General features: G+C 59.1%; 16 protein-coding genes. 6 read left to right on the forward strand and 10 right to left on the reverse strand.

Annotation, left to right across the window (positions count from 1 at the left end; translation table 11 throughout):
- Positions 1-8: 8 nt before the first annotated feature.
- From AC6I79_RS23010 to AC6I79_RS23025, 4 genes are all read right to left on the reverse strand, one after another.
- Entirely contained in the window at positions 9-728 is a 720-nt protein-coding gene (locus tag AC6I79_RS23010) for an ABC transporter permease (protein WP_159377599.1), read from the reverse strand.
- A 12-nt stretch (positions 729-740) separates the two neighbouring features.
- A complete protein-coding gene (locus AC6I79_RS23015) occupies positions 741-1,589 on the reverse strand; it encodes a transporter substrate-binding domain-containing protein (protein WP_021508866.1) in 849 nt (282 codons plus the stop codon).
- 15 nt (positions 1,590-1,604) lie between these two features.
- Positions 1,605-2,792 (reverse strand): M20 metallopeptidase family protein, encoded by a 1,188-nt coding sequence (locus AC6I79_RS23020; protein WP_498027811.1) that lies wholly within the window; start codon positions 2,790-2,792, stop codon positions 1,605-1,607.
- Positions 2,793-3,063: 271 nt separating this feature from the next.
- Positions 3,064-3,963: a LysR substrate-binding domain-containing protein gene (locus tag AC6I79_RS23025; RefSeq protein WP_211726800.1), complete on the reverse strand. Its 900-nt coding sequence runs from the start codon at positions 3,961-3,963 to the stop codon at positions 3,064-3,066.
- A gap of 104 nt (positions 3,964-4,067) precedes the next feature.
- Between AC6I79_RS23025 and AC6I79_RS23030 the strand changes: the two genes are divergently transcribed.
- The 3 genes from AC6I79_RS23030 to AC6I79_RS23040 all read left to right on the forward strand — a co-directional run bounded on the left by AC6I79_RS23030 (position 4,068) and on the right by AC6I79_RS23040 (position 5,273).
- A complete protein-coding gene (locus AC6I79_RS23030) occupies positions 4,068-4,772 on the forward strand; it encodes an SDR family oxidoreductase (protein WP_166710557.1) in 705 nt (234 codons plus the stop codon).
- A gap of 208 nt (positions 4,773-4,980) precedes the next feature.
- A complete protein-coding gene (locus tag AC6I79_RS23035; protein WP_254919537.1) occupies positions 4,981-5,112 on the forward strand; it encodes a hypothetical protein in 132 nt (43 codons plus the stop codon).
- Positions 5,113-5,141: 29 nt separating this feature from the next.
- Positions 5,142-5,273, forward strand: coding sequence for a hypothetical protein (locus tag AC6I79_RS23040; protein WP_255412114.1), 132 nt, complete (start codon positions 5,142-5,144; stop codon positions 5,271-5,273).
- Position 5,274: 1 nt separating this feature from the next.
- Here the strand turns inward: AC6I79_RS23040 and AC6I79_RS23045 are convergent, their stop codons facing one another.
- Positions 5,275-6,207 carry an AraC family transcriptional regulator gene (locus AC6I79_RS23045; protein ID WP_021508860.1) on the reverse strand — a complete coding sequence of 311 codons (933 nt, stop codon included), beginning with the start codon at positions 6,205-6,207 and terminating at the stop codon, positions 5,275-5,277.
- Positions 6,208-6,367: 160 nt separating this feature from the next.
- Here AC6I79_RS23045 and AC6I79_RS23050 point away from each other — a divergent pair, with 160 nt between their 5' ends.
- Positions 6,368-7,102 (forward strand): SDR family oxidoreductase, encoded by a 735-nt coding sequence (locus AC6I79_RS23050; protein WP_058758975.1) that lies wholly within the window; start codon positions 6,368-6,370, stop codon positions 7,100-7,102.
- A 79-nt stretch (positions 7,103-7,181) separates the two neighbouring features.
- Here the strand turns inward: AC6I79_RS23050 and corA are convergent, their stop codons facing one another.
- The 3 genes from corA to AC6I79_RS23065 all read right to left on the reverse strand — a co-directional run bounded on the left by corA (position 7,182) and on the right by AC6I79_RS23065 (position 9,231).
- Complete coding sequence (gene corA, locus AC6I79_RS23055) at positions 7,182-8,150, reverse strand: magnesium/cobalt transporter CorA (protein WP_021508858.1); 969 nt, start codon at positions 8,148-8,150, stop codon at positions 7,182-7,184.
- Between the two features lie 96 nt (positions 8,151-8,246).
- On the reverse strand, positions 8,247-8,567 hold the full coding sequence (locus AC6I79_RS23060; protein ID WP_058781029.1) for an AzlD domain-containing protein: 321 nt from the start codon (positions 8,565-8,567) through the stop codon (positions 8,247-8,249).
- Positions 8,557-9,231, reverse strand: coding sequence for an AzlC family ABC transporter permease (locus AC6I79_RS23065; RefSeq protein WP_058758973.1), 675 nt, complete (start codon positions 9,229-9,231; stop codon positions 8,557-8,559). The genes AC6I79_RS23060 and AC6I79_RS23065 overlap by 11 nt, the downstream gene beginning before the upstream one ends.
- Positions 9,232-9,333: 102 nt before the next feature.
- Here AC6I79_RS23065 and AC6I79_RS23070 point away from each other — a divergent pair, with 102 nt between their 5' ends.
- Positions 9,334-9,882, forward strand: coding sequence for a helix-turn-helix domain-containing protein (locus tag AC6I79_RS23070; protein ID WP_058758972.1), 549 nt, complete (start codon positions 9,334-9,336; stop codon positions 9,880-9,882).
- 108 nt (positions 9,883-9,990) lie between these two features.
- Positions 9,991-10,512 (forward strand): GNAT family N-acetyltransferase, encoded by a 522-nt coding sequence (locus AC6I79_RS23075; RefSeq protein WP_058776198.1) that lies wholly within the window; start codon positions 9,991-9,993, stop codon positions 10,510-10,512.
- On the opposite strand, the gene AC6I79_RS23080 is transcribed toward AC6I79_RS23075, so the two are convergent.
- Both AC6I79_RS23080 and AC6I79_RS23085 read right to left on the reverse strand, forming a co-directional pair.
- Complete coding sequence (locus AC6I79_RS23080) at positions 10,509-11,909, reverse strand: ABC transporter ATP-binding protein (protein ID WP_481658304.1); 1,401 nt, start codon at positions 11,907-11,909, stop codon at positions 10,509-10,511. The genes AC6I79_RS23075 and AC6I79_RS23080 overlap by 4 nt on opposite strands.
- Complete coding sequence (locus AC6I79_RS23085; RefSeq protein ID WP_104093443.1) at positions 11,909-12,685, reverse strand: ABC transporter permease; 777 nt, start codon at positions 12,683-12,685, stop codon at positions 11,909-11,911. The genes AC6I79_RS23080 and AC6I79_RS23085 overlap by 1 nt, the downstream gene beginning before the upstream one ends.
- Positions 12,686-12,687: the final 2 nt, after the last annotated feature.

The raw sequence follows: 12,687 nt of genomic DNA on the forward strand, positions 1-12,687 counted from the left end.
GTGGCTCCTTACAACCGCGCGCGTTGTTGCCCGCGCATGGCCACTTTTTCCACATAGCGGAAGAAGAAATCTGAACAGGTGGTGATAATCAGGTAAGTCACCGCGCCTACGCTGTAGAAGAAAAACGGCATCTGGGTGGAATTCGACGCGGTGGAAATCTGGTTCATGGTTTCCACCAGCCCGGTCACCGACACCAGCGCCGACTCCTTAATCACCGATTGCCACTGATTACCCATGCCCGGCAGCGCGGTGCGCAGCGCCTGCGGCACAATCATGCGGCGGAACAGCATAAAACGGCCCATACCGGTGACCGTAGCGGCTTCCAGCGTGCCGGCGGGAATCGCGTAAAACGCGCCGCGAAATACGCTGCTCTGATAAGCGCCGGAAATCAGCCCGATGGCGATCGCGCCCGCAACGAAGCCGTTAACGTCAAACGGTCCCTGCAGGCCGATAGCTTCACCGATAAATCCGACCACCTGTCGGCCGCCAAAGTAGAACAGGTAGATCACCAGCAGCTCCGGCACGCCGCGAAACAGCGTGATGTAGCCGCTGGCAACACGCTGCTGCCAGCGGCCGCCACCAATCTGCATCCAGCACAGCAGGCTGCCGAGCATCGCGCCCAGCAGCCACGCACACAGCGAGACCGTTACCGTGACGGTGGCGGCGTCCAGCAGCACGCCGCCCCAGCCCTCGTCACCAAAACCTAACAGTTGCCAGTCAATAGTCATAAGCGCTCAGCATTATTCCGCAGGCGCGACGTTCTCGCCGAACCATTTCTCTGACAGTTGCTTCAGCGTGCCGTCTTTGATCATCGACACCAGCGCCTGATCCAGCGCGGCTTTCAGCTCCGGATTGTTTTTACGAATGGCAATCGCCGAGCCCTGGCCCAGTACACCACCCACAAAGCCGTAACCGGTGCTGTTTACCGTATCCGCGTGTTTTTTCACATATGCATTGAGGTTGGTGCGCGATGCCATGACCGCATCAACCCGGCCGTTAAGCAGATCGGCGAAGGTTTCCGGGCCGGCCTGATAGGTACGGATAGTCGCGACATCACCGAGGTATTTGTTGAGGAAATCGGCCTGAATGGTAGCGACCTGCACCGCAATGGTTTTGCCTTTGAACTTCGCCTTCAGCGCGTCGATGGCTTTGTTCATACCGGCTTCATCGGTCGCCTGTACTACTTCACCGTTGCCCGGCAGGGTATCCACTGCGCTGCCCTTCAGCGTGACGAAGCCCGAAACGCTCACGGTGTACTGATGGGTAAAATCCACCACTTCTTCACGTTTTGGCGTCACGGTGACGGCATCGACCACCGCATCATATTTGCCATCAGCGAGGCCGGGGATCAGTCCGGACCACTTTTGCGCGACGATTTCATATTTGAACCCCGCGCGTTTCGCCAGTTCGGCCACCATATCGGGCTCGTAGCCGACAATTTTGCCGCTCGGCGTGGACTGGTTAAACGGCGGATAGGCCGCTTCGGTAGCGAATTTTAACGTGCCGAAATCTTTGGCCTGAACCACAGCGGCAGCAGCCAGCAGCAACATGCCCGCGGAGGCGGAGAACAGCCCTTTACGCATCATCATAAAACCTCATTATTATCAGGAGAGTAAGTCGATCGCTATACGGGCCAGAGCCTGTGTGCCAGCGTGAATGCTGCGTTCGTCCGGCTGATAGTCGGAGTTGTGCAGATGGTCGTCGCGCCCCGGCGCGCCAGAGCCGATATGGATCTGACAGCCCGGCACACGCTCGGTAAACAGCGAGAAATCTTCCGCGCCAAAGCTGCTGCTAGGTTTTGCCACCACCGGCTTGCCGAACTGGTGCGAGAGGATCGGCTTCAGTGCATCAATCAGCGCATCATCATTCATCAGCGGCGGTACACCTCGCTGATAATTGACCTCAATCCGCGTATTGAGCGACAGCGCCACTCCGGCACAGATGCGGCGGAAAGCGTCTTCCATGTGAGCGCGCGCCTGCGGTGATTTAGCGCGGATGGTGCCCTGAATCAGGCAACTGTCGGAGATGATGTTATGAGTGTTGCCGCCGTGGATATGGCCAATCGTCAGCACAGCAGAGTTCGCCGGATCGAGCTCGCGCGACACAATGGTCTGCAACTGCGTTACCAGGCTGGCGGCGGCAATGATCGGATCGGTACCCATGTGCGGCCGGGCGGCGTGGGTGGATTTGCCATGAATCACTACGTCGAATTCATCGCTGGAAGCGGTGCTGGCACCGCGCGTCAGGGCGATTTCTCCTGCGGCCAGCTCTGGCTTATTGTGCAGCGTGATCGCCACATCAATGCCGTCCGCTGCGCCGGCAGCAATCATGGCTTGCGCGCCGCTCTCTGGCGTCTCTTCCGCCGGCTGAAAAATCAGCCGCACCGTGCCGTGCAGCTGGCTGCGCAGGTCCGTGAGGATCGCTGCAACGCCGAGCAGCGTAGCCGTGTGGATATCGTGGCCGCAGGCGTGCATTTTACCCGGCCAGATGCTGCTAAACGGCAGGCCGGTTTGCTCATGAATCGGCAGCGCATCCATATCGGCACGCAGCAGCACGGTCCTGCCCGGCTGCGCGCCGGTAATGTCCACCATCACGCCGGTGCGGCCCACGCCGGTTTGCGGCGTCAGCCCGAGGCGCAGTAACTCCTGTTCCACGATGGCTGCGGTGCGGATGGTGTCGAAACCAAGTTCCGGATGTGCGTGAATATCGCGCCGGATGGCGATGAGGTGCGCCTGCATGCTTTCACTTCTGGCGCTGATATCCCTGGCTAAAAGAATTTTATGATCGGTCATGGTGGTAATACGGTTATGCAGGCTGTCGCCTGGCCGTTATGGCATTTTTATGAAATTCAGCGTTTTATTTATTCACAGCCCTCAGCAGATTGCAACGTACAATTCCTTCCCTTAATAGCTGAATTTTCGTGATATTTTTCTAAAACCCTGCCTGTGCAGGATAAACCTTATAAAATGCATGCTCAGTCAGTTATAACATTCATAATTCGCAGACGATCATCAGTTTTACTGATTTTGTTATTGAACATAAAAGCATCGCGTTACTCAGCCATCAATCTTTGCTCTGCTCCGCCTGACTGAGTAGCCACGCACGAACCGCACTCACCGTTGCCTGCTCACGCGGACGACGCGGAGCCACCAGATACCAGCCGGCATCAACGGGCATCTCACGCTGCCAGGCGGGAACCAGCCGACCGCTGGCCAGATCGTTCTGCACAAAATGTGGGCTGGTCAGTGCGATACCCTGACCACTCAGCGCCGCTTCCAGCGCCAGCGCGGTCTGGTTAAAGCGCAGATGATGCTGATGCTGCAGCGACTGGCCGGGAAACATAAACGTCAGGAATGCCGGCCACAGGTGATGGCCATCGTGCAGCAGCGGATAGCGCAGGCAATTTTCTGGCTGCGCTGCATCACCGTGTTGTGCCAGCAGCGCCGGGCTGACCACCGCCAGCACCGTCTGGCTAAACAGCAGCATGGCCTCCAGCCCGCTACCAAACGGCGGCCGGCCATAGCGCACCGCCAGATCGACGCCTTCATGGTGAAACTGCACCAGCCGTTCAGAGGCCAGCACGCGCAGGTCGATATCCGGCCAGGCCGCGGTAAATGCCGGTAAACGCGGCAGCATCCAGCGGCTGGCAAAGGTCGGTGTTACGCTCAGCGTCAGGCGATCCGGCTCCGGGCGCAGCGTGCGCGTCGCCTCATCAATCAGCTCGAACGCCTGACGAATGTGCACCGCATAGCCTGCACCGGCAGCGGTCAGCGCCAGCGAACGCGGCAACCGATCGAACAGTTTCAGGCCCAGGCTGGCCTCGAGACCGCGAATATGCTGCGCAACCGCACCCTGCGTCACACCAAGCTCTTCAGCGGTGAGGCGAAAATTAAGGTGCCGCGTCACGGCTTCAAATACCCGTAGCGCATTCAGCGACGGTAATGCCTGAAAGCCCTGATTCATCCTGTAGTTTTCCTATCGTCAATTGCCAGCTGAGCTGACTCTCTGCTGCATCTCCAGGCAATTATACTGGCATGACAGGATTTTTAATTTATGAGGTGACTCACATGACAGTAGAAAAAGTTGCGGTAATTGTCGCAGGTGGCAGCGGTATGGGCGCAGCGGCAGCGGAGAAGCTGGCCAGCGAGGGTTTCAGGGTTGCGATTCTTTCCTCCTCCGGCAAAGGCGAGGCACTGGCAAATCGTCTGGGCGGGCTCGGCATTACCGGTTCGAATCAGTCAGTAGACGATTTGCAGCACCTGATTGATGCCACACTGGCGCGCTGGGGACGTATCGACGTGCTGGTTAACAGTGCCGGTCACGGTCCGCGCGCGCCGATCCTTGAATTAAGCGATGATGCGTGGCAGCAGGGAATGGAAACCTACTTCCTCAACGTGGTGCGCGCTGTACGCCTGGTCACGCCGATCATGCAGCAGCAGGGTGGCGGCAGTATCATTAATATCTCATCGGCATGGACGTTTGAACCCACCGACATGTTCCCGACCTCGGCCGTGTTCCGTGCCGGTCTGGCTTCTTTCAGTAAAATCTTTGCCGACACCTACGCAGCTGAGAATATTCGTATCAATAACGTCCTGCCAGGCTGGATTGATAGCCTGCCGAAAACGGATGAACGGCGCGACAGCGTGCCCATGCAGCGCTATGGCACGGCTGCAGAAGTGGCGGCTACCATTGCGTTTCTTGCTTCGCCCGGCGCGGCTTATATCACCGGGCAAAATATTCGCGTGGACGGCGGCGTCACGCGCAGCGTGTAACCGGCTTTGCTGTGCCTGATGGTCACAGCGGCATCTGATATCCGCTGTGGCTATTGCCTGCCTGCTAAGGAATTTCTCAGCCTGTTTTCAAGACTGGTCTTGTCGTTTCGCGGCCTTATAACACGTCAGAATGTTCTTATTCGCTGACAGAATTTTCTGTTCTCAGCTGCCGGATATTCCCTATAAAACTTTCTGATTTGAGGTCGCTATGCCACTGCTTCTTCGTATGCGTCTGCACACGCTGCTGACTCCCGAACGCCATCTTGTCTGGCGTTTTCTGCTGACAGGTTGTGCATTTTTCTGGATTCTGCTGGTGGTTGCCGTGATGGGGCTGCGCTGATCAGTTGCTGGCTGTTGTGAGGGATGATTATGGTATTAATGTTATCGCCGCGCCTCAGTGCGCTGCTGAGTTTTTCCCGCCGGTTACTGTGCCAGCTGGCACTGGCTGCCAGCCTGCTGTTCTGGATTGGCGTGGTGGTGGCAATCGTTATCGCGTACTGACCTAATGTGCCTGCAGCCGCGCGGATAACTGTTCCGGCGGCAGCAGCGCAAATGCGCGTTTCATCACCCGCGCCTCGTCAGCCGGGGTGCGACCAAACATCCGCTTAAACTCCCGGTTAAACTGTGAATCACTTTCGTAACCGACGCGTGCGGCGGCACCGGCGGCAGTGAGATTATCGCGAATCATCATCAAACGCGCCTGATGCAGCCGCAGCGACTTTAGATACTGAATCGGCGAGGTCTGTGTCACGCTTTTGAAATGCAGATGGAAGCGCGGAACGCTCATGCCCGCTTCGCTGGCCAGATGCGGCACATCCAGCGGCTGCTGCCAGTCAGCATGAATGCGCTGCAGCGCCCGCGCGATGCGGCCAAAATGCCCCTGATAGGTCAGCGCTGCGCGCACCGCACCGCCCTGCTCACCCAGCAGCACACGAAAGCAAATCTCTTCTACCCGGGCCGGGCCTAAAACCTGCGCTTCCAGCGGATCGCTCAGCGCCTGTAACAGTCGCAGCGTGCTGTCCGCCAGCGTCTCATTTACCGGCGTCGAAATAATGCTGGCTGGTGTCTCCGCCAGCGGAATGTCTGCCGCTGCGACCTGCGTCACCAGTCGCGCCAGCGTGGCCGCATCCAGACGGATAGCCAGTCCCAGCAACGGTTCAGCCGAGGTCGCTTCAGTCTCAGCGGAGAACGGCAGCGGCACCGACAACACCAGATAGTGCTGTGCGTCGTAGCGATACATTTTGTCGGCCAGAAACGCCCGCTTCGAGCCCTGACAGATAATGATGATGCTCGGCTCATAAAGAACCGGCGTGCGCGCCCACTGCCGGTCGGCACGCATAAAGCGCACGCTGTCGAGCAGTGAAGCAGTATAACCTTCCTGCGGTGCCAGCTGGCGCAGCAGCGCGCAGGTCTGCTGTTGTACGGTTTGCGACATAACGGGTTTCCGGTGAGAGGTTCAGGCAAAGCATAGCCAGGTTTCTTCCCTGCTCACAACAGTGACGAGAGAATCAGGCAATGATACGCCACAATCCGGTCTGTTCGCTTTAGCCGGCGTTTTCCACAATAGCCTCGTCAACCAACACGAGGAAACCATCATGGCTCATTCCAATGCGAAAGTGATTATTCTGACCGGCGCCAGCAGCGGCATCGGCGAAGCGATAGCGCGTCTGCTGGCCAGTCAGGGGCATAAACTGGTGCTCGGCGCGCGCCGTACCGATCGGCTGGCGATACTGTGTGATGAACTGCGTGCCAGCGGCGCGCAACTGGATTATCTGGCCACCGACGTAACGCAGCGAGCCGATACGCAGCAGCTGGCCGATTTTGCCCGCGATAAATATGGTCGGGTTGATGTAATGATCAACAATGCCGGCGTTATGCCGCTGTCGCCGCTCAGTTCGCTGAAAGTGGATGAATGGGATCGTATGCTCGACGTCAACGTGCGTGGCGTACTGTACGGCATCGCTGCCGTGCTGCCAGTCATGGAATCGCAGCAAAGCGGCCATATCATCAATATCGCCTCAATTGGTGCGCTGGCGGTATCGCCGACGGCAGCGGTGTATTGCGCCACAAAATTCGCCGTTCGCGCCATTTCGGATGGCCTGCGTCAGGAATCGCGCCAGCTGCGGGTGACGGTCATTAATCCCGGCGTGGTGGAATCGGAACTGGCGGACACCATCACTGACGAGACCGCACGCGTGGCCATGCAGAGCTATCGTCAGATTGCGTTAAAACCCGAAGCCATTGCGCAGGCGGTGAGCTGGGCCATTAATCAGCCTGGCGAAGTTGATGTCAATGAGATCACGGTGCGCCCTACTGCCAGCGCGCATTGAGGCTAATGGAGCGTGGCGATTTCAGGCTGAAATCGCCCTGGACTGCGCGTCTGGTGACAGCGCGCGCAGGCCATCACGCTTACAGCCAGCCCGCTTTTTTCAGCCGCCACCACATAACGAAACAGATCACCAGCGTGACCGCCAGCGCCGCCGGATAGCCAAAGTGGCTGTGCAGCTCGGGCATGTCTGAGAAGTTCATGCCGTACATACTGAAGATGATGGTCGGCACAATCAGGATTGCCCCCCAGCCGGCCAGTTTTTTATTCACCTCACTCTGCTGTACCGAGACCAGTGCCAGATTCACCTGCATGGCGCTGGCCAGCGTTTCGCGCATGTCTTCGGCATCAATCATTACGTGGTGCGCGTGATCCTGCACGTCGCGCAGATAGGCGCGCAGATTTTTCGGGATGATATCTTCATGGAAGCGCACCAGCTGCGGGCAGATTTCCGTCACCGGCATTGCCGCATTGCGCAACGACAGCAGCTGACGCCGCAAATGGTAAACATTTTCCAGCGTGACGCTGTCAAAGCGGGTGGTGAACATGCCGTCTTCCAGGTCAGCAATACGTTCACTCAGAGATTCGGTGATTTTGCTGTAGTTATCGACGATAAAATCGAGGATGCAGTAGAGCGCATAGCCGGGTCCCTGGCACAGCATGGCATGATTTTTTTCGGCTTTAGCGCGGATCGCTTTATAGCCCTCAACCGAACCGTGACGCACGGTAATCAGAAAATTTTTGCCGAGGAAAAAGTGGGTTTCGCCAAAGCTGATGCGCTGGCGATCTTCCATGTGTGCGGTTTTCACCACGATAAATACCGATTCGCCGTACTGCTCAATCTTAGGCCGCTGATGCGCCACCAGCGCATCCTCAATCGCCAGCTCATGCAGGCTAAACTCCTCCTGCAGCGTTTGCATGAACGCCGGATCGGGTTGATACAGGCCAAGCCAGACGAACGATTTTTCCTCTTTCAGCACTTCGCTGATTTGATCGACTTCGACATGCTCTTCGCGTTTGCCGTGGCGATACACCACGCAATTAATCACCATTTTCGCGTTGTCCTTGTTGTACTCACTATCCCTAATCATAGCTGCAAAGCAGGTGCCAGTACGCCGTCATCTTTGCGCCGGTCGTCTCGCCGCCGCTTACGGCACGCCAAAATAGCGCAGCAGCGCCGTCATCACCGCCGCACCGATGATTACCAGTATCAATGGCGCGCGACGCCAGGCGAGAAATACCGCGAACAACACGCCGGTCAGTCGCGCGACGCCGGCGAAATCGGTGCCCTCAAACAGCGCGGTGGTGACAGCGACAGCCAGCAGCAGCACCGTTGCCGCGTCGGACAGCATGTTGCGCATACGTTCCGACATGTGCATCCGGCTGCCCAGCCGGTAACCGGCAAAGCGAATCGCATACGTCCCTGCAGCCAGCAGCGCGATGCCGGCAATCACTAAACTATTTTGCATCTTTGCGCTCCCGCCAGCTCAGCAAACCGAGTAAAGAAAACAGCACCGGCATACCGGCAGGCACAAAAGGCGTCGCCAGCACGGACAGCAGTGCCCCGAGGGTGGCCGGAATGCGCGTGCGACGCTGGCGCAGCGCCGGGAAAATCAGCGCGATCAGGATGGCCGGAAACACCGCGTCCAGGCCAATCGCCGACACATCAGGAATAAAGCGCCCAATCACCGCACCGGCAATCACCGTGAGCGGCCAGATGGCAAAAATACCCAGTCCGCAAACCCAGTAAGCCGCCCGACGCTGCGCCAGCTTCGGCTGTGAAATACCGAACACCACGCTCTCGTCATTCATGATATGGCAGCCCAGCAGGCTGCGTCCGCCCTGCCCGACCAGGTCTTTCACCGCAATGCCAAACGGCAGATGACGCGCGTTGACCAGTAAACCGGCTGCGGCAGCGGTTAACGGACTGCCGCCGCCTGCCACGATGCCAATAAACAAAAACTCGGACGCACCCGCCAGCACCAGCGTCGAGAGCGCAATCGGCACCCAGAGCGGAAAACCGTCGGCAGCGGCAAGAGAACCATAGGAGAGGCCAACGATGCCGTCGGCCAGACAAACAAGGAAGATCGCTTTCAATACGCCGCGATCAAGCGGTACGGCACCCAGACGCATCACAATTTGATCTCATAACGAACAAGAAAGCCGTTATAATGAACGCACCGTACGTGTTTTACAAGATGAACAAAACGTTCGATATAAAGAACAGGAGTAATTGTGACCCCGCCCATTGCTATCATTGCCGCCGGACTGGTGCGCGAACGCCAGCGCGCCGGACTTTCGCTGACGGAAGTGGCGCGCCGCGCTGGCATCGCCAAGTCAACGCTGTCGCAACTGGAGGCAGGCAACGGTAACCCCAGCATTGAGACATTATGGTCACTGTGTGTGGCGCTGAATATTCCGTTTGCACGGCTGATGGAGCCGGAAGTGAAAAAGATGCAGGTGATTCGGCGTGGCGAAGGCATGGTGGTGTCAGCAGAGTTAGCGGACTTTCAGGCCGCGCTACTGGCCAGCTGTCCGCCGGGCGGCCGCCGCGATCTGTATCTGATCACCAGCCAGCCCGGCGCACCGCGCGCCTCAAAACCGCATCCACCGGGTTCAGTCGAACACATCATCCTGGCACGCGGCCGCGCGCGGGTTGGCCTGATGGAAGCGCCGGTCGAACTGTTCCCGGGCGATTATATTTGTTATCCCGCCGATGAACCGCACATCTTTGAGGCGCTCGAAGCCGACACCATGGCAGTACAGTTGTCAGAGCAGAATTAAAGAAATTTCGCTGCGCCTGAATATCACAATTTCCTATGACTAATGCGGATGATTGCGCTGCGGCGCGGTGGCATGCTGTCAGCATCATTGGCAGAACAGCAGGAACATATGGACATTATTCCCGCGCAGCCGCATCACGCGGCGGCGATACAGAAGATTTACGCCTGGCACGTGCTGCACGGCACCGCAACCTTCGAAACGGAACCGCCGGCGGAGAGTGAAATGCTGCGGCGCATTAATGACGTGCATGAGCGCGGCGGTTACTGGCTGGTGGCTGAGGAGCAGGATCAGGTGCTGGGTTACTGCTATCTGGCGCCGTATCGTCCGCGTTACGCCTACCGCTTCACGCTGGAAGACTCTATCTATCTCGACCCGCAGCAAACCGGACGCGGTATCGGTAAAGCGCTGCTGCAAAAAGCGGTGGCGCTGGCCGAAGCCGCTGGCTTTCGCCAGATTATCGCGATTATCGGTGACAGCGCCAACCAGGGCTCGCTGGGAGTACACCGGGCGCTCGGTTTTGAGCACACCGGCGTGATGAAATCGGTGGGTTACAAACATGGCCGCTGGCTGGACACCGTGGTAATGCAACGGAGTCTCGGGCCCGGTGACAGCCAGCCGCCCGATCGCTAAGCCGCTTCCATGGCGATCACCCGATGCGTGCCTTTCTCCAGCAGATCGCGATCATGACTCACCAGCAGCACCGCGCACTGCTGCTCACGCGCCAGTTCCGCGATCAACTGCCATGTTTGCTGCTGCACCAGCGGATCGAGGCGTGACGTCGGCTCATCGGCAAACAGAAATACCGGCCGCAGCAGCATCACCCGCAGCAGCGCGAAGCGCTGCAGTTCGCCGCCGGAGAGCGCCTCTGGTCGCCGCGTCAGCAACGCGGGATGCAAGGCCAGCCGCGCCATGAGCGCATCGCGCTGTGCCGGCGGGAGAGCGTGACGCCGCAGCAAATCGTTGATGCTTTGCCCCAGCGTGCGCTGCGGCGGAAACAGCGCGGAAGGATCCTGATAGATTTTCTGATATTTCAGCGCATCCGCATCAGCGTGGTGCGTTACGCGGCCCTGCTGCGGCGCGAGCAACCCTAACAGCACGTCGCCGAAGCTGCTTTTGCCGCTGCCGCTGGCACCGTGCAGGCCAACGATTTCACCGGCGTGCAGCGTGAAATCGCGTGGCACACCCAGCCTTTTGCCCCCGCGCGCCAGCACAATGTCCTGGGCGCTGATCACCGGCCTGGCACCGATCACCGTTTGTTGTCGGGCGGGCCAGACGGCCGGATCGGCAGCCAGCAGCGCGCGCGTGTAAGGCTGCTGCGGTGACTGCAACACCTGCTGCGCCGGGCCCTGTTCAATCACGCTGCCTTTATGTATTACCAGCACGTCGCCGCCCAGCTGGCGTGCCAGGGTGATGTCATGGGTGATGGTCAACAGCATGCCGCCATCGGCCACTTCGCGCTGTAACAGCTGGCTGACTCCGTCGCGGCGCGCCACATCCAGCCCTTTGGTCGGCTCATCGGCAATCAGAACCTGCGCGCCACCGGCACGGGCTGCCGCAAACGCGGCGCGCTGTGCCATGCCGCCGGAAAGCTGCCACGGATAACGCCGTGCCGCCGCGGCCAGGCCAAGCTGCTGCAGATCCTGCTGCGCCGCTGCAGCGCTGGCGGCGGGCGGCAAACCGCGCACGAAGCGATGCCCTTCCGCCACCTGTTGCTGAATCGCCATGGTCGGATCGAGCGACAACCACGGCTCCTGCGGCAGTGAAGCCAGCGTATTGCCCCACAACCGACGCAGCTGCGCCGTATCCTGCGGCAGCTGAAAGCGTCTGCCGTTGATCATCAACTCACCGCTGGCCTGCAGCGATGGCGGCAATATCCCCATGATCGCCTGCGCCAGCAGACTTTTCCCCGATCCGGTTTCGCCGAGCAGCGTCAGCGGCCGACCAGGTTGTAGCCGCACATCCACCGGCTCAACCAGTGTTTCAGTCGCTGTGGCAACGCTCAGCCCGGTGATCTGTAATCCCTTCATCATCGCTCCTTTTTCATCAGCAGATTGAGGCTGATCAACAGTAAAAACAGTGCGGCTACCGGCTGCATCAGCAGCCACGGCGCTTCCCACGCAAACGGCAGCAGTTCGGTCATCATCAGGCCCAGCTCCGGCGTGGGCGGACGCACGCCAACGCTGATAAACCCGAGCGCCGACACCGCCATGATGGCGCTGCTGAAAGAGAACAAGGTTAGCGTCAGCAGCACCGGTGCCAGCGCAGGCCACAGATGATGACGAAAACGATACCAGGCAGTGAACCCGAGCAGTTTGCTGGCCTGCATACCGGGCGCCTGCACAATTGGCCGCAGCGTGGCACGCGTGACGCGGAAAAATTCCACCCACAGCACCAGCGAAATGCCCAGCCACAGCATCTGGGGCGCGTCTGGCGCAATGGCGGCCAGTAGCAGTACCAGCAGCAATCCCGGCAGCGCGAGGCACATATCGCCAACGATGCTCAGCAATCGCTCAGGCCAGCCACCGTACAGTGCACTGAGCACACCGGTGAACACGCCCGCTATCAGCGCACTGATCACGCACAGGGCTGCCAGCCCGAGTGACAGGCGCAGCGCGGCGCTGAGGCGCGTTAACATATCGCGACCGAGATGGTCGAAACCGAGCAAATGGCTGCGGTTGGGCGTCTGCAGCATCTGCAGCAAATCCTGCTGTAGCGGATCGCCGTGCTGAATCAGCGGCAGCACAAACGCGTAAGCCAGCAGCACCGCCAGCAGTACCAGACCCACCCAGCGTGAAAGCGTCATCT

It is taken from the genome of gamma proteobacterium symbiont of Scutellera amethystina (assembly GCF_059730845.1).

Bases quoted from the DNA above. Each gene is read 5' to 3' on its own strand.
- AC6I79_RS23010 (WP_159377599.1), bottom strand. From the start codon at position 728: ATGACTATTGACTGGCAACTGTTAGGTTTTGGTGACGAGGGCTGGGGC.
- AC6I79_RS23015 (WP_021508866.1), bottom strand. From the start codon at position 1,589: ATGATGATGCGTAAAGGGCTGTTCTCCGCCTCCGCGGGCATGTTGCTG.
- AC6I79_RS23020 (WP_498027811.1), bottom strand. From the start codon at position 2,792: ATGACCGATCATAAAATTCTTTTAGCCAGGGATATCAGCGCCAGAAGT.
- AC6I79_RS23025 (WP_211726800.1), bottom strand. From the start codon at position 3,963: ATGAATCAGGGCTTTCAGGCATTACCGTCGCTGAATGCGCTACGGGTA.
- AC6I79_RS23030 (WP_166710557.1), top strand. From the start codon at position 4,068: ATGACAGTAGAAAAAGTTGCGGTAATTGTCGCAGGTGGCAGCGGTATG.
- AC6I79_RS23035 (WP_254919537.1), top strand. From the start codon at position 4,981: ATGCCACTGCTTCTTCGTATGCGTCTGCACACGCTGCTGACTCCCGAA.
- AC6I79_RS23040 (WP_255412114.1), top strand. From the start codon at position 5,142: ATGGTATTAATGTTATCGCCGCGCCTCAGTGCGCTGCTGAGTTTTTCC.
- AC6I79_RS23045 (WP_021508860.1), bottom strand. From the start codon at position 6,207: ATGTCGCAAACCGTACAACAGCAGACCTGCGCGCTGCTGCGCCAGCTG.
- AC6I79_RS23050 (WP_058758975.1), top strand. From the start codon at position 6,368: ATGGCTCATTCCAATGCGAAAGTGATTATTCTGACCGGCGCCAGCAGC.
- corA (WP_021508858.1), bottom strand. From the start codon at position 8,150: ATGGTGATTAATTGCGTGGTGTATCGCCACGGCAAACGCGAAGAGCAT.
- AC6I79_RS23060 (WP_058781029.1), bottom strand. From the start codon at position 8,567: ATGCAAAATAGTTTAGTGATTGCCGGCATCGCGCTGCTGGCTGCAGGG.
- AC6I79_RS23065 (WP_058758973.1), bottom strand. From the start codon at position 9,231: ATGCGTCTGGGTGCCGTACCGCTTGATCGCGGCGTATTGAAAGCGATC.
- AC6I79_RS23075 (WP_058776198.1), top strand. From the start codon at position 9,991: ATGGACATTATTCCCGCGCAGCCGCATCACGCGGCGGCGATACAGAAG.
- AC6I79_RS23080 (WP_481658304.1), bottom strand. From the start codon at position 11,909: ATGAAGGGATTACAGATCACCGGGCTGAGCGTTGCCACAGCGACTGAA.
- AC6I79_RS23085 (WP_104093443.1), bottom strand. From the start codon at position 12,685: ATGACGCTTTCACGCTGGGTGGGTCTGGTACTGCTGGCGGTGCTGCTG.